The organism is Streptomyces afghaniensis (assembly GCF_044327915.1).
GTDB lineage: Bacteria > Actinomycetota > Actinomycetes > Streptomycetales > Streptomycetaceae > Streptomyces > Streptomyces afghaniensis.
The window spans coordinates 17,461-35,273 of the sequence record NZ_JBIRGJ010000017.1; the positions used below are offsets into that span (position 1 = coordinate 17,461).

Below are 17,813 nucleotides of genomic sequence, written 5' to 3' on the forward strand. Positions count from 1 at the left end.
TAGAAAGTGGCCCTGGCGTCGAATGCGACGACGTAGGCAGGATCGTGAGTCATGCGTGCAGTTGTGTTCGACATGGATGGGACGCTTCTGGATAGCGTCCCCACGGTGTCCCGCGCGTACGCCGACGCGATTCGCTCGCTCGGCGGCCCGCCGGTCTCGCCGGATGAGGTGGTCGCCGGCTGGCATGTCGGCCACACAGAGCTGGTTCTCGCCCACTTCCTCGGCCGCACCTGCGGCCCCGCCGAGGTCGAGCGCTTCCACGCTTACCTGGATCCGGCCGTCGCCGAGCTGCGGCCGTTCCCCGGCATACCGGCCCTGCTAGACGAAGTCGCCGATGCGGGCATGCGGCTGGGCGTATTCACGGCGGCCACCCGGCGAGTGGCTTCGAGCATGCTCGCTGCCGCCGGAATCGACGCGCGATTCGACGTGGTCATCGCAGGCGACGAAGTCGACAGGCCCAAACCGGCGCCGGACGGGCTGTTGCTGGCGCTGCGGCAGCTTGGGGTTCCGGCCGAGGCAACTGCCTATGTCGGTGACGCTGAAGTGGACCTCGACTGTGCCAACGCCGCGGGATCGCTGGGAGTGCACGCCAGGTGGGGTGCACGCGCCGGTGTCCGTGCCGGGGCCCACCCGGTCGCGGCGCGTCCGTACGACGTGCTCAGCCTGCTGGTGACGCCTCGCAGGCGTACGGGCGACGGCACGGCCCGCCAGGGCGGCTCCGGGACAGTGTCCCGCAGATCGGCAGATCAGTTGAGGCTTGCGAGTGAGGATGGGCAGTCGTGACCACCATTGGTTCGTTGCGCGAGGAGGATCGCGCCGCCTGGGAAGCGCTGGCGCGCGGTTACAAGGAGTTCTACCGCGCCATGGTGCCGGACGAGGGCTACGAGCAGACTTGGCAGCGGTTACGGGGTGACGCCGAGTTCCACGGCATCGGCGCCTGGTCGCACGGGGAGTTGGTCGGCATCGCGCACTATCTGTTCCACCCGACGTTCTGGATGGAAGACAGTTGCTACCTCCAGGACCTCTTCGTCGACGAGGCGGCACGCGGCCGAGGCGTGGCGCGGATGCTGATCGAGAAGGTGGCCGATGCATCGCGGGAGCAGGTGGCATCCCGCTTCTACTGGACCACTCAGGAGGACAACACCGCCGCCCGCGCCCTGTACGACAAGGTGGCGAGCTTCAAGGGGTTCATACGCTACGACTACCCCATTGCCCTGCGACCTGGGGGAAGTGCTGGCGGGGGTCGGTCGGCAATGACGTGAGAAGGGCCGCGCGGGTTAGGTGGGTTGTGAAGCTGACCTGGGCACGCACGGCGTGCTCCCATCCTGCTCTGTCCGGCGTTTCCCGCACACACTTCGGCGAGTTGTTCGCCGAACTCGCCGACCCAGGGGAGGCGGCCCGACAGTCCACGCTGCGCATGGCGCGGGGTAGTGAACGCAAGCGGGCGGCCGGGGCCGGACGCAAGCCGAAGCTGGTTCTGCACGACAGGCTGCTTCTCACGCTGGTACATCTGCGCCATCAGCTACCGCACGAGGTCCTGGCCGAACTCTTCGATATCGACCCGCGCCTCGGCGGCGATCCGGCAGGTCCGCCCGCCGCTCGCGGCGCGCGGCTTCGCGGTGCCCGACCGGCCTGGGGTACGACTGCGGACGCTGTCCGACGTCTTCGCCTACGCCGAGAGCCTCTGGATTAACCGAGCGGGCGCCTCAAGTGGACCCGGGCGGCATCCGGGGCTGAAGCCTCGGACAACTACTTGGATTTTCCAAGTTGCCTGGTTATGCTGCCGCCTCGTGATCACTAGCAGGAGCGACGGATACGAGCTCTCCACAGACCCGGATCGCCTCGACGTGGCGCTGGTGCACGAATGGCTGTCGACCGACGCGTTCTGGGCTCTTGGACGCACTCGGGAAACGGTTGAGGAGTCAGTGCGCGGCTCATTGAACTTCGCTGTCTACGACGCCTCCGGTGACCAGGTCGCCTATGCGCGCGTGGTGACCGACCGCGCCACCTTCGCTTGGCTGTGCGACGTCTACGTTGTGCCTGCGCACCGCGGCAGGGGGCTCGGCACCTGGCTTGCGGGAGCGGTCCGCGACCACCTCGCCCCGTATCGGCTCAAGCGTGTGCTCCTGTCGACCCTCGACGCCCATGAGGTTTACGCGAAGGCTGGATTCATGCCGGTCCCGAACCCCGAGAACTTCATGATCTTGAAGGTGACGGGATGAACGAACCAGGGGCGGGCCGCTACGGGTAGATGGATAGTCGCTGAGACTTCTCCCCATTTGGGCAGATCGGCAGCCTGACGATCATGGCGGGGATCGTTGAGCTGCTGGTGCCGGACGAGTTGTGGGAGATGTTTCAGCAAGTGCTACCGGTCGCGGACCCGATCGTGCTGGTGAACATCACGTCGGCGTTGTTCGCCTCGCTCATGCCCTGCGCGGACAGCAGCACCGTCTGAGCCCGCCGTCAGGTCACCACCCACCTAAGCGGTCTCGGTGAAGTCAACTCTCTGTGGGGGTAGGAGTTTTGGTGGGAAGTGGTGGTGATGCCGAAGATCCTGACGGTGGAGTTGACGTCCGGGCAGCAGTTCGAGGTGCGTCGGCGGCTGGCAGGGCGTGATCTGTCGCGTAACGAGCGGCGGCGGTTGGAGTGCAACCCGGTCATGGTGCGCGATGCGGTGCACCGTTTCACCGGCGGCGGGTTCGATGCCCTGGCCGATGCCCCGCGTCCGGGACGGCCCGCCTCCGTCACCGATGATGGCCTGAAGATGGTGGGTGCCTTGCTGGACGCCTCGGCCGAAGCGGGGGTGACCTGGACCGCGCCCGAGCTGTGCGACTGGCTGGAGAGCGAACGGGGCGTGCGCGTGTCGGCGGCGTGGTTGACCGAGCTGCTGCACCGGGAGGGGTTTCGGTGGAAGCGGACCCGCGACAGCCTGCGCCACAGGGCCGACCCCGTCCTCCAGCAGGCCGCACGGGCCCGGCTGGAGGACTTGCGGACTTACGGATGGAGGCCGACGCGGGAACGCACGACCTGATCTTCGTCGACGAGTCCGGATTCGCGCCCACCATGCCCACCGGCTACACCTGGTCACGCATCGGGCAGCGCGCAGTGGTACCGCGCGAGGACAAGAGCGACCGGCACATCAACGTGCTGGGCGCCCTGGTCGTGGGCACCGGTCCCGATCTGTTGTGGGAGCATACCCCCGGCAAGATCGACGCCAAGGTGCTGCTGGAGTTCGTCTGCTGTCGGCTGGCCGGCCTGCCCGGCGGGGCCGGCGCGCTGGCCCTGGCCGCGGACGGAGCCCGTCTGGCGGCGCTCCCGGCCGTGCACGGTGGTGCTGGACAACGCCTCCGCGCACCTGGACAAGGCGTTCAAGGGCCGCAGCGACTAGCTGGGATCGGAGTGGAGCTGTTCTACCTGCCGCCCCGCAGCCACGAGCTCAACGACATCGAACGCGTCTGGCGCTCGGCCAAGTACGAGGACTACCCCCACCGCGCCCACACCAGCGTCGACGCCATCGCCGCCGCCGTGGACCAGGCGCTGGCCCGCCAACGAACCCACATCCAAGGATCAGCAGCGAACTTCACCAGAACCGCTTAGTACGGGCGAATGATCCGCAGCAGGCGCGGCCCTCTCAGCGTCGCCGATTTCCCGCACCCGCACCCGCACCCGTTCAGCCACGAGTCCAACATGGCCGGTGGCCACCGCCGTACCCGTAGCCGGACGGCACGTCACACCCTGCACGACGCTTCTCAGCTCGGGCTCATCTTGGCCGGGCCGAGTTTCTCGATCACCTCACGCATGTCCTCCTCATCGGCCTCGTAGACCGTCTCGCCCACGCGGGGATCACGGGCATGAAGGGTGTGAATAAGCGGTCCGTGGGGCGTGCCGAGCCGGACCAGGGAGGCCGAAGGACCGTGCACGGCGCGCTCGGTGCCGGGCTGGGCAGTCAGGTCGATGCGGCTGACGATGCCGGGCGTGACCCAGACCGTCGCCTGATCCAGGCGCCCCAGGATCTGAAGATGGAAGTGACCGCAGAGGATCAGCTGCACGTCGGTTCCGCGGATCACCGCACCCAGCTCATCGGCATCCTGCAGCCCGAGTGCCCGTTGCACCTCGACCTCCAGTGCGACCGGCGGGTGGTGGAAGGCCAGGAGCGTGCCATGCGCCGCGGGCATGGCCAAGACCTCACGAAGCCAGTCCAGCTGGGCCCGGCCGATCCTCCCGTAGCCCTTGCCCGGCACGAGAGAGTCAAGAGTGACCACCCGCCAGCCATCGACCGTGCTCGCGGCGGCCCGCTCGCCCTCGGGGCCGTCATACACCGCGTCGGGGCGTGCATGGCCACAGCCGAGCACCTCGCCGAACGCCGCCCGCTCATCGTGGTTCCCGGTCGCGTAGAACACCGATGCGCCCCGCTCCTGGGCGTAGCCGCCCACGAGCTCATGCGCCCGCGCGTAACCCTCGCGCGATCCATCGTCCGCCACGTCTCCCGTGACGACGAGTGCATCGAGGTCGCGTAAATGGACCAGGTCGGCGAGCATCCGGCGAAGCGCCGCCGTGCCATCGGCCCCATCGGCGTCCGGGCCGCCGGCGCGGTCTAGGTGTGTATCGGACAGATGCAGAATCTTCATCCCGTCAACCTAACCGCACATCAGCTGCTGCCAGCCTCGGAGCGAACGAAGATCCGGGCTCACACCACAAGCCGTCAGCCGCAGGCCCACGAGCAACCGATCGCGAGACGCGTTGTCAGTTCTCATCGACTTTCCCGGGCCGTCTGATCGCTAAGTGCTGCCCGAAACCGTCGACAAACGTTGCCAGCCCCTGTTTACGAAACCACCGTGTTGGTGTGCCCCCGGGCCAGGGCCCCGAGGGCACTGCGTTCGCAGGGGTGGGACACACGGGGCTTGTGCATAGGACCGTCATGTGTTGGCGCCACGGGCTGCTACCGGCCAGCGGTCGACGACGTTGCCCTGTCGGGTGACGACCAGTTCGTCGGCAAGATTGACCGCCGTGCAGACGTGGTTGGGGGCGACGGCTACGAGCGCGCCCAGGGGCGGGGCCTCGCTGCCCTCTGGGAGGACAACCGTGGCGTGGTGCTCGGAGAGCGCGGTGACCGACGCCTCAGGGAAGTCTGGTAGGTGCCCGTGGCCGGCCACCCACGGGGTGGTGTCGGTGCCGAGGACCTTGCTGCCCGCGTCCAGTACGAAGCGCTCCTTGGTCGAGGCGCTGACCACCGTCGCGGCGGCGACGAGGGCCACGTCGTCCGGCGTACAGGAGCCGAGGGCCAGCTGGGTGGCGTCATTGAAGACGTAGACGCCGGGCCGGAGTTCGTTGACGATGCCCGGCTGCCAGCGGCCGGCGGTCGGCGTCGAGCCGCCGCTGATCACCCGTGCCGGGAGCCCGACGGCAGAGAGTGCTTCGGCGGCCTCGCCGAGTTCCCGCTCCTCGTCGCGAGCCGCTCGCTCGCGGGCCTGGGCGTCGTGACCGTAGCCGTGCCCGGGGAAGGTGAAGACGCCGACGACGTTCAGACCGGTATCGGCCGCAGCCTTGCCGACGGCAACGGCATCTTTGGGAGGGACGCCGGTACGGTGGTGCCCGCTGTCGATCTCGACCAGCAACTCGACCGACCGGGCCGAGCCCCGCACGGCCTCCCCCAGGCGCCGTGCGCCCTCCGGGGAGTCAGCGGCCAGGCGCAAGGCCACTGTCTCCGCGAGCCGCCGCAGCCGCCGGGCCTTGTCGTTGTCGATCCACAGCGGGTAGGCGATGAACAGGTCGGTGACGCCGTGGCGGGCGAACGCCTCGGCTTCGGCGATGGTGGCGACCGTGAGGCCGACGGCGCCGGCCGCGAGCTGGCGGTCGGCTATCGGCAGGCTCTTGTGGGTCTTGGCGTGCGGGCGCAGCGCGAAGCCCCCAGTACGGGCGTGCTCGGCCATCCGCGTGATGTTGCGCTCCAGTACATCGACATCGATCACCAGCGCGGGCGTGGTCAGGCCAGCGGAAAGACTCGTGAACACGGGCATGCCTCCGGTGTCGGAACGTCTCCAGGGGATCACGGCGGGCTCCTGGCCCGTCTCACAGACGACCCGGTGAGGGTGACTCATGCGGTGATCTCCCTCGCTGCGGTCCGGATTTCGTCCAGCAGGACGGTGAGGTCGGCCTCGGTGGTGTCCGGGTGGAGGACGCAGGCGCGCAGGGCTGCCGTGCCCGAGAGCCGAGTGCCGGTCAGAAAGGCCCGCCCGCGCCGCTGTACTGCGGTCGGGATGGCCTGGTTCAGTGCCTCTGTCGTGCCGGGGCCGAGGGCCGTGGGCCGATGGCGGAAGGCGACGACGGAGGTGACGGCCGGGGCGAGCAGGTCGAAGTCGTGGGAGGCTTCGATCATGTCGGCGAGGGCACGGGCGAGTTGGGTGGTGCGCTGCACCAGGTGGGCGATGCCGTCGCGGCCGAGGTGCGCGATCGTGGCCCAGACTCGCAGTGCGCGGAACGGACGGGTCTGTTCGGGGCCGTACTCGGAGAACCAGCCCAGGTCGTCGGCCTCGTCGTCGCGGAGGTAGGGCGGTACGAGGCTGAAGGTGTCGCGCGGGCCGACGGGGTCGCGGAAGAGGACACAACCGGCGTCGACGGGTACACCGAGCCATTTGTGCGGGTCCAGCGCGAGGGAGTCCGCCCGTTCCAGGCCGACATAGACGGGGCGGGTTCCTTCATCGAGGACCCCGAGCACGCCGTAAGCGCCGTCGACGTGGAACCACAGATCGTGTTCACGGGCGATCTCCGCGATTTCCTCCAGAGGGTCGACGGCGCCGGTGTTGACCGTTCCGGCGCTGGCCGCGACGAGCATCGGACGCACGCCCGCCTCCCGGTCCGATGCGATCAGGCGACGCAGTGCGCCGGTGTCCATGCGGCATGCGCCGTCGACCGGGACCGTGCGGAGGTAATGGCTGCCCAGGCCAAGGAGTTCCGCTGCCTTGCGCAGACAGCTGTGCCCCTCGGCTGACAGGTAGACCGCCAGCGGAGGCTGTCCGTACAGGCCCGTCTCGCGCACGTTGTGGCCCTGTTGACGGATCGCCCGCTGCCGGGCAGTGGCCAGCGCGATGACGGTTGCCATGGAGGCGCCGCTGGTCAGCAGTCCGGCACCGGGTGGGTGCGGGAAGCCGACCAACTCCGCCAGCCACCGCACGGCGGTGCGCTCCAGCAGGACTCCGGCGTGGTCTCCTCCGGCGCAGCTGGGGTTCATGGCTGCGGCCAGCGGGGCGACCAGGACTCCGGCCGGCGAGGGCGGGGAGTTGACCCAGCCGAAGAACCTGGGGTGCCCGTTGCCCATCGGATAGGGCAGCATCCGGTCCCGTACGTCGTGCAGCAGTTCCGCCACTGGGCGCCCCGCCCTGGGCAGCGGCTGCTGGGCGAGCCAAGAGCGGTCCGCGTCGGCCACCGGTCGCCACACCGGCCCGCCGGCTACAGCGGCCAGGTGACCGACTGCCATGTCCGCGGCCGATCGGCCCGCTTGTCGCAGGTCATTCATCGGGGCCTCCGGACACGTGATGGTGGTGTGGGTCGGCTGACTGGCCCAGCGCCATGGCCAGGTAGTACACGCACACGTCAGCGGAGTCGTTGGCGAAGGCATGCCGACGGTTGCCGGGGAAATAGGCGGCGTCCCCGGAGGCCAGACGGTGCGGGACACCGTCGACGGTCAGGCGCAGTTCCCCCGTCTCCACCGCCACGTACTCGTGCGAGCCCGGGGCGTGCGGGGAGAACTCCCCGGCGTCCACGCCCGGTTCCAGGGTGGTGCGCATGAACTCGAACTCGACGCCTGGGAGGACGGGAGACAGGATCCGCCGCTCCCACCCGGAGGGATCCCGCACCACGTGCTGCTGGGCGCGGTGCAGGACCACCACACCGGGGCGTACGGGTTCGTCGAGAAGTCGAGCGATCGAGGTGCCCAGCGCGGTCGCCAGCCGGTCGAGGACCAGCACGCTCGGCGTCTTGGCACCGCGCTCCACCTCGGACACCATGCTCCGGCTCACCCCGCTCAGCTCGGCGAGCCGCTCCACAGCCATGTCCCGGGCCCGCCGCTCGGCTCGGATCCTGGCCCCCAGCTCGGCCATGGACAGACCACTGGACAGGGCGTTTCTATCACTCATGATTCCACTATAGCGATTCCTCTCCCCCATAGTGGATTCCGTTGGGTCGGGCTGCCGACGCCCGTGAGAAGGACGCTCTCGCCCGCCCTGCCTCCCCCGACGCCAACGAGCCGATCACGGTCGACTCGCCCTGAAATGAGGCGTGGTGGCTCTGCCCTGCGGAGCCACCACTTCTGAGTCGGACATGGCCGTCTTCGGCTACACCGGCCACATCTCGTTCGCGCCCGTGCTGCAGGAGCCGCTGCGAGAAGCAATGAAGATCTGGGTCTACGACGACCTGCCCCGGCGCCGGAACAAGAACGCGGTCCAGCACACCCGCGCGATCATCGCGGCCGTGGGCATGATCTCGGAGAGCCTGCGTGTGCAGCGCCAGAACCGCGGCACGGTGCCCGCCGCCTGGGGACGCAGCGACTTCGTCGCCTTCACCAACCGCATGGGCCACTTCACCTCGACCGGGAGGATCAGCCCATCCCGGCGGCTGTCCTTCACCCGGTTCGTCCGCCGCGTCCTGCTCCGCTTCCGCACCCTCGGCCTCACCGCGCCCGGGCAGCTGCTGGAGGGCATGGCGGCCGACTTCACGATCGGGCCGGAGGACATGCCCGACGAGCCGGAGGACACCGAGGCCGGCCGTGACCCGCCAGAGGAGGTGCTGCGCGAACTGTGTGCCCACCTAGACGAGTTGGAGGCCATGAGCAGCCTCGCGGTACGCGTCGCCACCGAGCTGCTCATCGACACCGGACGGCGTCCAGATGAGATCAATACCCTGCCCCTGAACTGCCTGGAGCAGGACCCTGACGGCTCTGACGTCCTGGTCTACGACAACCACAAGGCCTACCGGCTCGGCCGACGCCTGCCGATCGGCAAAGAAACCGCCGCGATCATCCGCCGCCAGCAGCAGCGTGTCCGAGAACGATTCCCTGAAGCCGCCGGCCCAGCTGCGGCTCCTTCCGCGCCCCAAGTCCAACCCCGAGGGCACCAAACCGCTCGTGGACATCTCCGGCCAGCACCGGGCCTGGGTGGCCTCCCTGCCCGACCTCCTGGTGCCTGTCGTCGTCGCCGCAGGAGACACCCGCGCCACACAGCTGGTGCCGTTCGACAAGACCCGGATCTTCCCCTACGCCTACCGGCACTGCTACGCCCAACGGCACGCCGACGCTGGCGTCCCGGTCGACGTCCTCAAGGAGCTGATGGACCATCGCCTGATCCACACCACCCAGGGCTACTACCGCGTCGGCGACGAACGCCGCCGCGAAGCCGTCGACCGCATGACCGCCCTGCAGTTCGACCGCCACGGCAACCGGGCCTGGCGCACCGCGAAGAGCCTGCTCGACTCCGAACACGTCCGCCGCGCGATCGGGGAGGTCGCCACCCCCTACGACGTCTGCCGCGAACCAACGAGCGTCGCCGCCGGCGGCCACGCCTGCCCGCTCCGCTTCCGCTGCCTGGGCTGCGAGCACTTCTCCACCGACGTCTCCTACCTCCCCGACCTCCAAGCCCACCTCGCCGACCTGCCGCAGCCGCGAACGCCTCATGTCCGCCTTCGAAGCAGACGACTGGGCCCGCACCCAGGCCATGCCGGCCGAAGAGGAGATCCGCCGCGTCCGCCGCCTCATCGAACGCGTCCAGACCGACCTCGACAACCTCACCCCTGAGGACCGCGCCCAGATCGAACAGGCCGTCACCGTCGTACGCCGCAGCCGCACCGTCATGCTCGGCATGCCCCGCGTCCACCAACCCCACAAGGACCGCGACGTGACCTCCCCGATCAACGACGGCCGGGTCACCGGCACCGAACGGCGCCGACGACGCGTCCAGGACGCCATCACGACCGCCGTGCACCACGGCACCCCTCTGACCGCCTCGGCAATCGCCCGCGCAGCGGGTGTCGACCGCACCTTCCTCTACCGCCACCGCGACCTGCTGGAGCACCTGCACACCACCGGCAGCCGCTGCGCTGAAACGTCAGGTGGCGGCCCGGCCGCCACCCAGGCATCCCTGCAGGCCGATCTTGCCAACGCCAACGCACGCGCCGCTCGCCTTGTCGCACGGGTCCAGCAGCTGGAGGCCCATCTCCCGGCAGCTCGGCCAACGGGCTTGGCAAGAGTCCGGACTCGGCGCCTCGGCTGACGTCTCCGCCCTGCAGACCACTGTGACCCGTATCGAACAGGACATCGTGGAACTGACCGCCGACTGGAGGAGCAGCAGGGCGATCTCGACGCGGCCAGATCCGCCAACCGGGATCTGACAAGAGCGCTCAACCAGCGGGTTTAGCCCCCCTAGTGTTCCAACGGGGACTGTGCGGGGCGACGGGGTGCGCGGGAGGCAGGAGAGTCAGGTCAGCGGGTACGCCGGCTGATGCGGCTGCGTATGGACCTTGGAGTAACCGAGCTGCTGATAGGCATCGGCACCAGCGAATGCACCAAACTGCCAGATCCGCTGCCCCGCTGGCCCTAACGACGCCGCAATGGTGGTGCGGGCTGGGGCATCGCTGGCAGAAATTCTGCTGCTGACCACGCGTGGTTCCGCGACCATCGGTTCTACGAGATGTACTGCATAGCCCTGGCTCCGGGCGCCGCTGCCGTGCCATCGATCACCTCAGGCTTCCCCTCTGGTCGGGCGGCCTTCACCGACCGGGTCCTGTTGCGTGCTGTGCTGTGCGACGCCGTTCTGCCGCATGATGAGCGTGCCGGAGATCCAGTCCGTGATGTACGCGCTCATGCCGTCGCTGTGCCGGACCCAACGGAAATGGTCCAACCGGCGGCCGCCGGCAAGGGCCTCGGTGTAGTGCCACCGGCTCACCGGGGCAGCCGTGATCTTCTGCAGCAGATGATCCGTCGCGCTTGGCGGCGCCAGAGTGTCGTTGTCCACGCCGACTGCGAGGACGGGAAGCTTCAGCCGGGCGAGCGCCGCCTCGTAGTCGGTGTCGCTCCCTCGCAGCGTGTAGCGGCCGGTGCGGCCCTGCCGCGCCCAGTCCCGCATCACTGCCGTGGTTTGGGTGCCACCGAAGCCGAGCCGTTCCCCAGGCCAGTAGCCGAGCACCGTGGCGAGCGCCGCGAACAGCTGGCTGCCGACCAGATTGCGGAGCCCGTGCACCGAGCCGAACCCCCGCCACCAGACCGACCCGGCCGCTGTCAGCACGACGGCGTGTACCCCGGGGAGCCCGGTCGCGCTGCTGAGCAGCGCGAGCTGGCCGCCGAGGCTGTGCCCGACGGGTACCACCGGCGAACCCGGGAACGCCGCGGAGACCGCACGGACGACCGCGGGAAGGTCGTCATCGACCATCTCCCGGTACCCGTACGCCACTCCGCGGCGCGCTACCGGGATGCTCTCGCCCTGGCCACGGAGGTCCGTGATCGCCACGTGCAGGCCGCCACGGTGTAGCCCGCGGGCGAAGGGGGCGTAGAACCGCGCCCGCGCCCCCATCGCCGGTACCACGAGCGCCACCGGGGCCTCCGGCCGCTCCGCACGCAGTAGCCGGACCACGAACTCCGCGCCTCCCGACGACCGCACCCGTACGGACTCCTCGGCAACCCAGTCCCGCTCCCGGCCCGCCGCCGGTCCCCCACCGTCCGCCTGCGCCTTATGCGAGATCGCCCTGTCCGGCGCAGTGTGTCGATCCTGACCCGTCATCTTCGTGCTCGTCCTCTCATCGATGTCGACTTCAGCTTGTTCTTTCACTGAAGATCGGTCTGGTACATGACCGGATCGGCGTGGGTGTGTTCGGCGGTTGCTCAACTGTTTGGGTGTCGAGTGGGTGCCGCCTGTGGTGTTGGTGCTTGCGCCGGGCGTGAGGCGGTCGTGTCGTCTCCTTCCTGGTGGGCCGGGCGCCGGGGCAGCCGCGACGCGGGCAGCAGGCCGAGAGCGGCGAGTGCGGCCAGGATCAGCAGAGTGGAGCCCATGGTTGACGCAGCCGTGCCGGTTGCGCTGGCCGCGACGGCGATGCCGAAGGTCGGCCCGATGTTCATGGCGGTCTGCTTGAGTCCGCTGACGACCCCGGCGTACCCGGGCGGCGCGTCACCGACGACGGTCCCGGTGGCGGTGACCATCACGGTGGCGAACCCGGCACCGATGGCGGCAAAAGCTGCAGCCATGGCCATCCATGTGCTGGCGGGACCGAGCCGGGACAGCCCCGCGATGCCGACCACGACGAGGACCGTACCGGCGATCGCGGTGCGGCGCGCACCGTACCGGCGCAGTGCGGCGACCGCGACGGGTGAGCCGAGGACCATGAGCACGGTCAGCGGGAGTACGCGCAGACCGCTGTCGAGTGGGTCGAGTCGAAGTACGTCCTGGAGGTAGAAGGTGGCCCTGAACAGCGCGCCGAACAGGCTGGCGGTGGTGACCAGCAGGATCGCCATCGACGCGGTCACCGGTACGGACCGTGCTACGGCTGGTGGAACGATCGGGTGTGTGGTGCGGCGTTCGTGGCAGGTGAGCACCGTTGCGATGCCGATGACGGCGAGGAGTTCGAGCAGCGTCGGCGCGGCGGTCCACCCCCGTGCGGGTACGTCGACCAAGGCGTGGACCAGGATTGCGAGCGCGACCGCCAGCAGGCCCGCGCTGGTGAGGTTGAGTCGTGGAGAGTTGGCACGTTGAGGTGCCGGCGTCCGTACGGCGAGGGCGAGGACGGCGATGACGAACGCGAGGGGCACGTTGACCCAGAAGACGGCGCGCCACCCCAGGTGAGCCACGAGAACACCGCCCAGGAGCGGACCGGACCCTGCCGCCACCGCGATCGCACTGGTGCGGATGGCGATCGGCTTGCTGAGCCGGTCCGCGGGATACGCCAGCCGTAGCAGCGCGAGCGTCGCAGGTTGCAGGAACGCGGCGAACCCGCCCTGCACCGCGCGCAGGACGATCACCCAGCCGACCCCCGGCGCGAGCGCGATCCCGGCCGAGGCAGCCCCGAAACCGAGGACGCCGACGAACAGCAGGCGAGGGTGCCCGTACCGATCCCCGAGGCGCCCGGCGATCACGAGTAACGCGGCCACGGCGACCAGATACCCGGTGCTCGTCCACTGGATCTGCGCCACGCTCGCGCCGAGATCACGCTGCATGCCGGGCTGCGCCATGAGCAGGATGGTTCCGTCCAGCGCGACGATCACCGCGCCGACCACGCTGACCAGAAGTGCAATCTGCCGCTGTGCGGGTGCGGTCATGAGGTCACCGGGCCGAGGTGGGCGTCCAGAACTGCCGCGATGAGCCGGTCGCGTTGGTTGTCGTCGGGGTCGCCGCCCAGCGGTGGGGCGCCGAGGGCGAGTTGCAGGCTGCCCCAGGCCCACAGCTGGGCCATGCCGTGCAGGTTCGACCACAGGGCGGCGGCGGTCACCGCAGGCGGCGGTCCGGCCTCGTTCGGCCCGTCGGCGTTTCGCGCGGCCTCCCTCTCCGATAGGCATCGGGCGACGAGTCCGGTGAAGTGCCCGAACAGCGGGAGGGTCGACTCGCGCAGCCTCGGTTGGTCCGATGCCTGCGCCGCGCCGTCGAGCAGGTCGTGCCGCCACATGAGCTCGAACATGCCGCGGCGTTCCAGTGCGTACCCGACGTACGCCCGCGCGAGGGCCTCCAGCTGGCCGCGCGGTGTGGTCGTGCCGGCGACTGCGGCCTCGAACATGGCTGCGAGGTCCTCGAAGCCGCGACGGCCGATAGCCGAGAGCAGCGCGTGGTGCGTGGGGAAGTACCGACGCGGCGCCCCGTGCGACACCCCCGCTCGACGGGCTATTTCCCGCAGACCCACAGACGCGGAACCCTCGGTCAGCACAAGGTCGACCCCGACATCGATCAACCGCTCCCGAAGAGAGCTCTCATCAGTCATAGACAGTGTCTACCACGCTCCGTAGACACTGTCTACTCATTGGGTGAGTGATCATTCTGCTCAGCGGGTGGCGGGGTCCGCCTCGGCTCGCTCGCTCACGGCGGCACGCTGACGGGAAATGGTCACGCCCGACAGGTCGAGGCGCTTGTTCATGTCGAGGCGGAACGTGCCGTACGGGTTGATGTTCGGCGAAACCCGGCCAGCACAGGTGCCATCACCCCACCGGGTGATGGCACCACACCTGTTGCGCCATATACCGTCCACAGCACCGTCGCTGAGCTGCAGCGGACTACTCCACCCGTCCTCGCGCCACGGCTGCTGCCCCAGAGAACCCTCTGTGCCAGTGGTGCATGGCCCCGGCCATGGAGAAGTGGGGCCCGGGCGTGCGTTACATCAACACACGCTCCTGACGAGCTGTAGGGCCCCATCAGAGCTGACGGACTCGGCGAATTTCGTCAAACGCAACTGGACTGACTACATCGCCAGACGCGCGCAGGACCGCCCATGAAGCTCGCCTCCTTGCATCTCTGCCTGTTCAGCGCATCCCGGGCAGACGACGCAACTCGTTGACCTTCATCAGCCGGGCGAGAAGGAGGTACCCCACGACTGTCGCCAGCGCCCCGGTAGCCAGTGCGACGGCCGTGGGCCACGTTCCACTTCCCAGGCCCGCACACGCGCGCGCTGCAGCCCAGCCCAACCCGGCAGCCGGGCCTGCGGCGCAGAGCAGTTGCACGTAGGTGCGGCGCAGGCCGCCGTCGTCGATGCGACCCCCAAGCCTCCTACGCAGCAGATGCGCGGTGAGTGCGAGCCCGGCCACGTAGGACAGGGTGTAGGCGCCGGCCATGCCGACGACCGCCCAGCGGGCGGGCAGGAGCAAGTGACACGCGGTGGCCAGGGCGATGTTCACGCCCGCGATCCACGTCGCCATGAAGAACGGAGTGCGGGTGTCCTCGAAGGCGTAGAAGCCGCGCAACAGCAGGTACTGGGCGGAGAACGGGATGAGACCGAGTCCGAACGCCTGCAGCATGTACCCCAGCGGGCGGGCCGAGGCGGCGTCAGCCGCCCCGTGGGCGAACAGCAGCGAAGAGATCTGCGGGCCCAGGGCGAGGAAGAGGAACGCGGCGGGCACAATGACCACGCCGCTGATCCGCAGCACCCGGGACAGGTCCGCGCGTAGATCCGGGATGCGCCCCTCAGCGCCACCTGATTGGCCAGGACGAACAGCAGCGTCCACTTCGCCGCATGGACGCTCTTGCCCAAGCCGGTGCCCCGCCAGTCGAACCGCGGGCGGAAACGGAAACCGGCTGCCCGCGCGAACGGAATCAGGGCCACGGCCTGCAGAGCGATTCCTGCCGTCGTCCCGATCCCCAGCAACTGCACCTGGTCGGTGGTGATGTCCTCCACCCGGTCGGGAACCGTCATCAGCCCCAGATAGGCGGCGAACATGCCGATCAGCACGATGTTGTTCAGCACCGGGGTCCACATCATCGCGCCGAACTTCTCGCGAGCGTTCAGCACCTGCCCGTAGATGCTGAACAGCCCATAGAAGAAGATCTGCGGCAACAGGAACCGCGCGAACGTCACCGTCAGCTCGAACGCCTCGTGACCGTCGGGGATGTCCCGCATGTACAGGCCCACGATCTGCGGCGCCGCCCACACCGCCAGCGCCGTCCCCACACCCAGTACACAGACCACAAGCGTGACCAGACGCTGCTCGTAAGCGCGTCCGCCATCGGGCTGCGTTGCCCTGGCTCGGACCAGCTGCGGCACCAACACGGCGTTGAGCGCGCCACCGATCAACAGCGTGTACAGGCTCGTCGGCACGGTGTTCGCCGTGTTGTAGGTACTGGCCAGCAAGCCCGTACCCAGCGCTGCGGCCTGCAGCACTTGGCGGATCAGTCCCGTCGCCCGTGACACCACCGTGCCAACAGCCATCAGCAAGGACGAACGAGCCAGCCCACCCTTGTCCTTCTTCCGCCGGGCGGCATGCCGCCCCCTTGTCTGCTGCTCCTGCGGCATGGTCTGAGCCGCGGAGTTCGCCCCCTCCACCATGCCGTCAACCTATGCCCCAAGGTTCCTCGGCCCCAATTCGGCAGTGTGACCGCAGAGTTCAGCGAACGTTCCCCGGCCGTGACCGTGGCCGCAGGAATACGACAGCCATGGAACAAGTGCTCTGCGCCAGTAGAGGACCGTTCAGCCGCAAGCTCGGTACCGCCGCTCTTACCGGTTCCAGTTGGTGAGGTGTCCTTCTGCGACGGTGTTGGCGGCCCAGGCCTTCTTTCCCTGACCCAGAGTGCAAAGTTGCAGTTAGGGCGCCTCACGCCGCTGAGTGTCGACTTCTTGGAGTATCCCCTCACCTCCGGGGGCGGCCAAGACGGTCCAGCCTGGCGGCCACTCGTGGGACAGTTGGCTGCCGACTGGTGGCTCCGGGACTGTGACCCGGGCACCGGTGAACAGGGTGTCGCCTCCGAAGGTCGCGTCCTTGAACGAGGCGATGTTGTCGAAGGTCGCATCCTCGAATCGGGCGTTGTCGTGGAAACCTGCTCCCCTGAACCAGGCACCTTCCTTGAAGGTCGCTCCCATGAACAAAGCGGCGCCGTCGAATGTCGCGGGTCCGTGAAGACGGCCATGCCGTCGAATGTCGCGTCCGCGAAATTGGCGACGCCGTCGAAAGCCGCGTCCTTGAACAGGGCGAAGCCGGTGAACGTGGCATGCCTGAAGTCCGCCTGCGTCATGTGGCAGTGGCGGAAGTCCAAATCGATGAGCGCGGCGTGGGTTAGGTCGATGCGACTGCCCTCCCAGAAGCGCTCGTTGGGCGGAGCGACCTCTCGCTGGTTCGAGGGCCGGGTGTCCCGGAGGTGGGCGGCGAGGATGCGCTGGGCTGTCACCCGCACCTGGAGTTCCTGACGCCGCTGGGCGTTCTGCTTGCCACGAAGAAGCACCCAGGCCGCCCGTCGGGCGTGAGACAGCCCACCTAGCCGCGATTCGCCTTTCGGGGTGGGGTCTGTCGGCGGGGTGTAGGGCATGCGCAGGTAGGCGCAGATGACGTCAACGATGGTCTGGCGGTGAGTTGGGGCGCTCTCGCCAAGCCGTTCCAGTGCGTACAGGCCGCCCAGGCGGACAGGGGCCTGTGGGTTGCCAAGCTGTTCAACGGCCTTGGTGTAGAGCTCAGTGATGCGCCGTTCAATGGCGTCGTGTTCAGTCTGCTCGGTGGCCCTCTCGCCGTGGTGCTGGCGACGAAACGCCAGCAGCACCGTGACCGCGGCACCCGCGCCAGCCCCCGCAGCTAGGGAGGTGCGCACGACTTCGATCCGCTGCTTTGTCCGTTCACGGTACGACCGGATGCCGTCGGTCTGGGGCATCAGCAGGGCCGTAGTGATCCACACTGAGGCCGCCACAGCCGCAAACGACAATAGCGCCCACCACCAGCGGATCGGCGGGGCAGAGCGGCTGGCCTTTTGTGGCCGCGTGCGCCCGTACAGTTCGCCGGCCGCGGCGCCACACGCCACGGCAGCGATCACGAGGAGCAGCGGGACGATCTGGATGCGGGCAGCCAAGGCGGCCAGCCGATGCCAGGACACAACAGCCACGATCAGAAGACCGACTGAGACCGCGATCAGCACGTGGGCGGTGCTTCGTCTCCACCTAGATCGGCCCATCTGTCCTCCCTCCTGGCCAGTCAAGAGGCTTCAGGCTCGGGACACCGTGAATGACGTCGATCATTACAAGGGTCGCCGACTCGCCGCCGCCCGTGTCCGTCACCCGAGCAGACTAAGAGGTCCTAACAGAAGTTGTTGATCAAGTGACCGTCGGCTTGTCTGCTCGTTGGTCGGGTCGTGAGGAAACGTCAGTCGCGGCCGTGGATCGTG

General features: G+C 68.7%; 20 protein-coding genes and 2 pseudogenes. 10 read left to right on the forward strand and 12 right to left on the reverse strand.

Translation table 11 applies throughout. The annotated features are described in order from the left end of the window. Positions 1–51 precede the first annotated feature (51 nt). The 7 genes from ACH4G3_RS41990 to ACH4G3_RS42020 all read left to right on the forward strand — a co-directional run bounded on the left by ACH4G3_RS41990 (position 52) and on the right by ACH4G3_RS42020 (position 3,597). Positions 52–783, forward strand: a complete 732-nt coding sequence (locus tag ACH4G3_RS41990; protein WP_397629429.1) for an HAD family hydrolase — start codon at positions 52–54, stop codon at positions 781–783. Continuing rightward, a complete protein-coding gene (locus tag ACH4G3_RS41995) occupies positions 780–1,262 on the forward strand; it encodes a GNAT family N-acetyltransferase (protein ID WP_397629430.1) in 483 nt (160 codons plus the stop codon). The genes ACH4G3_RS41990 and ACH4G3_RS41995 overlap by 4 nt, the downstream gene beginning before the upstream one ends. Before the next feature lie 155 nt (positions 1,263–1,417). After that, on the forward strand, positions 1,418–1,693 hold the full coding sequence (locus ACH4G3_RS42000) for a helix-turn-helix domain-containing protein (protein WP_397629446.1): 276 nt from the start codon (positions 1,418–1,420) through the stop codon (positions 1,691–1,693). Positions 1,694–1,790: 97 nt separating this feature from the next. Further along, a complete protein-coding gene (locus ACH4G3_RS42005; protein WP_397629431.1) occupies positions 1,791–2,222 on the forward strand; it encodes a GNAT family N-acetyltransferase in 432 nt (143 codons plus the stop codon). Between the two features lie 83 nt (positions 2,223–2,305). Further along, positions 2,306–2,455 (forward strand): hypothetical protein, encoded by a 150-nt coding sequence (locus ACH4G3_RS42010; RefSeq protein ID WP_397629432.1) that lies wholly within the window; start codon positions 2,306–2,308, stop codon positions 2,453–2,455. Between the two features lie 87 nt (positions 2,456–2,542). Continuing rightward, entirely contained in the window at positions 2,543–3,031 is a 489-nt protein-coding gene (locus ACH4G3_RS42015; RefSeq protein ID WP_397629433.1) for a winged helix-turn-helix domain-containing protein, read from the forward strand. Next, on the forward strand, positions 3,001–3,597 hold the full coding sequence (locus tag ACH4G3_RS42020) for a transposase (protein WP_397629434.1): 597 nt from the start codon (positions 3,001–3,003) through the stop codon (positions 3,595–3,597). The genes ACH4G3_RS42015 and ACH4G3_RS42020 overlap by 31 nt, the downstream gene beginning before the upstream one ends. Before the next feature lie 152 nt (positions 3,598–3,749). Here the strand turns inward: ACH4G3_RS42020 and ACH4G3_RS42025 are convergent, their stop codons facing one another. From ACH4G3_RS42025 to ACH4G3_RS42045, 5 genes are all read right to left on the reverse strand, one after another. After that, positions 3,750–4,628 (reverse strand): metallophosphoesterase family protein, encoded by an 879-nt coding sequence (locus ACH4G3_RS42025; protein ID WP_397629435.1) that lies wholly within the window; start codon positions 4,626–4,628, stop codon positions 3,750–3,752. A gap of 288 nt (positions 4,629–4,916) precedes the next feature. Further along, positions 4,917–6,098, reverse strand: a complete 1,182-nt coding sequence (locus ACH4G3_RS42030; RefSeq protein ID WP_397629436.1) for an alanine racemase — start codon at positions 6,096–6,098, stop codon at positions 4,917–4,919. Continuing rightward, positions 6,095–7,474 carry a pyridoxal phosphate-dependent decarboxylase family protein gene (locus ACH4G3_RS42035; protein WP_397629437.1) on the reverse strand — a complete coding sequence of 460 codons (1,380 nt, stop codon included), beginning with the start codon at positions 7,472–7,474 and terminating at the stop codon, positions 6,095–6,097. Before ACH4G3_RS42035 ends, ACH4G3_RS42030 begins: the two co-directional genes overlap by 4 nt. 31 nt (positions 7,475–7,505) lie before the next feature. Then, positions 7,506–8,132: a helix-turn-helix domain-containing protein gene (locus ACH4G3_RS42040; protein ID WP_397629438.1), complete on the reverse strand. Its 627-nt coding sequence runs from the start codon at positions 8,130–8,132 to the stop codon at positions 7,506–7,508. 267 nt (positions 8,133–8,399) lie between these two features. Next, positions 8,400–8,567 carry a hypothetical protein gene (locus tag ACH4G3_RS42045; protein ID WP_397629439.1) on the reverse strand — a complete coding sequence of 56 codons (168 nt, stop codon included), beginning with the start codon at positions 8,565–8,567 and terminating at the stop codon, positions 8,400–8,402. A 464-nt stretch (positions 8,568–9,031) separates the two neighbouring features. Between ACH4G3_RS42045 and ACH4G3_RS42050 the strand changes: the two genes are divergently transcribed. Both ACH4G3_RS42050 and ACH4G3_RS42055 read left to right on the forward strand, forming a co-directional pair. Further along, complete coding sequence (locus tag ACH4G3_RS42050; protein ID WP_397629440.1) at positions 9,032–9,784, forward strand: hypothetical protein; 753 nt, start codon at positions 9,032–9,034, stop codon at positions 9,782–9,784. Further along, complete coding sequence (locus ACH4G3_RS42055) at positions 9,705–10,259, forward strand: hypothetical protein (RefSeq protein WP_397629441.1); 555 nt, start codon at positions 9,705–9,707, stop codon at positions 10,257–10,259. Before ACH4G3_RS42050 ends, ACH4G3_RS42055 begins: the two co-directional genes overlap by 80 nt. Positions 10,260–10,727: 468 nt before the next feature. On the opposite strand, the gene ACH4G3_RS42060 is transcribed toward ACH4G3_RS42055, so the two are convergent. From ACH4G3_RS42060 to ACH4G3_RS42090, 7 genes and pseudogenes are all read right to left on the reverse strand, one after another. Beyond that, complete coding sequence (locus tag ACH4G3_RS42060; protein ID WP_397629442.1) at positions 10,728–11,762, reverse strand: alpha/beta hydrolase family protein; 1,035 nt, start codon at positions 11,760–11,762, stop codon at positions 10,728–10,730. 101 nt (positions 11,763–11,863) lie between these two features. After that, positions 11,864–13,291, reverse strand: a complete 1,428-nt coding sequence (locus ACH4G3_RS42065; protein ID WP_397629443.1) for an MFS transporter — start codon at positions 13,289–13,291, stop codon at positions 11,864–11,866. Next, positions 13,288–13,944, reverse strand: a complete 657-nt coding sequence (locus ACH4G3_RS42070; protein ID WP_397629444.1) for a TetR/AcrR family transcriptional regulator — start codon at positions 13,942–13,944, stop codon at positions 13,288–13,290. The genes ACH4G3_RS42065 and ACH4G3_RS42070 overlap by 4 nt, the downstream gene beginning before the upstream one ends. Positions 13,945–14,004: 60 nt before the next feature. After that, positions 14,005–14,208, reverse strand: a complete 204-nt coding sequence (locus ACH4G3_RS42075) for a hypothetical protein (protein ID WP_397629445.1) — start codon at positions 14,206–14,208, stop codon at positions 14,005–14,007. Positions 14,209–14,479: 271 nt separating this feature from the next. Further along, positions 14,480–15,996, reverse strand: a pseudogene (murJ, locus tag ACH4G3_RS42080) (murein biosynthesis integral membrane protein MurJ). Positions 15,997–16,251: 255 nt separating this feature from the next. After that, on the reverse strand, positions 16,252–16,686 hold the full coding sequence (locus ACH4G3_RS42085; RefSeq protein WP_397629447.1) for a pentapeptide repeat-containing protein: 435 nt from the start codon (positions 16,684–16,686) through the stop codon (positions 16,252–16,254). Continuing rightward, a pseudogene (locus ACH4G3_RS42090) lies at positions 16,569–16,970 on the reverse strand (pentapeptide repeat-containing protein); the annotation flags it as partial. The pseudogene ACH4G3_RS42090 and the gene ACH4G3_RS42085, both read right to left, overlap by 118 nt. 39 nt (positions 16,971–17,009) lie before the next feature. On the opposite strand from ACH4G3_RS42090, the gene ACH4G3_RS42095 reads away from it, so the two are divergent. Next, complete coding sequence (locus ACH4G3_RS42095) at positions 17,010–17,234, forward strand: hypothetical protein (protein ID WP_397629448.1); 225 nt, start codon at positions 17,010–17,012, stop codon at positions 17,232–17,234. The last annotated feature ends 579 nt before the right edge of the window (positions 17,235–17,813 follow it).

Bases quoted from the DNA above. Each gene is read 5' to 3' on its own strand.
- ACH4G3_RS42035 (WP_397629437.1), bottom strand. From the start codon at position 7,474: ATGGCAGTCGGTCACCTGGCCGCTGTAGCCGGCGGGCCGGTGTGGCGA.
- ACH4G3_RS42020 (WP_397629434.1), top strand. From the start codon at position 3,001: ATGGAGGCCGACGCGGGAACGCACGACCTGATCTTCGTCGACGAGTCC.
- ACH4G3_RS42025 (WP_397629435.1), bottom strand. From the start codon at position 4,628: ATGAAGATTCTGCATCTGTCCGATACACACCTAGACCGCGCCGGCGGC.
- ACH4G3_RS42065 (WP_397629443.1), bottom strand. From the start codon at position 13,291: ATGACCGCACCCGCACAGCGGCAGATTGCACTTCTGGTCAGCGTGGTC.
- ACH4G3_RS42030 (WP_397629436.1), bottom strand. From the start codon at position 6,098: ATGAGTCACCCTCACCGGGTCGTCTGTGAGACGGGCCAGGAGCCCGCC.
- ACH4G3_RS42000 (WP_397629446.1), top strand. From the start codon at position 1,418: ATGGCGCGGGGTAGTGAACGCAAGCGGGCGGCCGGGGCCGGACGCAAG.
- ACH4G3_RS42040 (WP_397629438.1), bottom strand. From the start codon at position 8,132: ATGAGTGATAGAAACGCCCTGTCCAGTGGTCTGTCCATGGCCGAGCTG.
- ACH4G3_RS42060 (WP_397629442.1), bottom strand. From the start codon at position 11,762: ATGACGGGTCAGGATCGACACACTGCGCCGGACAGGGCGATCTCGCAT.
- ACH4G3_RS41990 (WP_397629429.1), top strand. From the start codon at position 52: ATGCGTGCAGTTGTGTTCGACATGGATGGGACGCTTCTGGATAGCGTC.
- ACH4G3_RS42045 (WP_397629439.1), bottom strand. From the start codon at position 8,567: ATGCGGTTGGTGAAGGCGACGAAGTCGCTGCGTCCCCAGGCGGCGGGC.
- ACH4G3_RS42015 (WP_397629433.1), top strand. From the start codon at position 2,543: ATGCCGAAGATCCTGACGGTGGAGTTGACGTCCGGGCAGCAGTTCGAG.
- ACH4G3_RS42010 (WP_397629432.1), top strand. From the start codon at position 2,306: ATGGCGGGGATCGTTGAGCTGCTGGTGCCGGACGAGTTGTGGGAGATG.
- ACH4G3_RS42055 (WP_397629441.1), top strand. From the start codon at position 9,705: ATGCCGGCCGAAGAGGAGATCCGCCGCGTCCGCCGCCTCATCGAACGC.
- ACH4G3_RS42070 (WP_397629444.1), bottom strand. From the start codon at position 13,944: ATGACTGATGAGAGCTCTCTTCGGGAGCGGTTGATCGATGTCGGGGTC.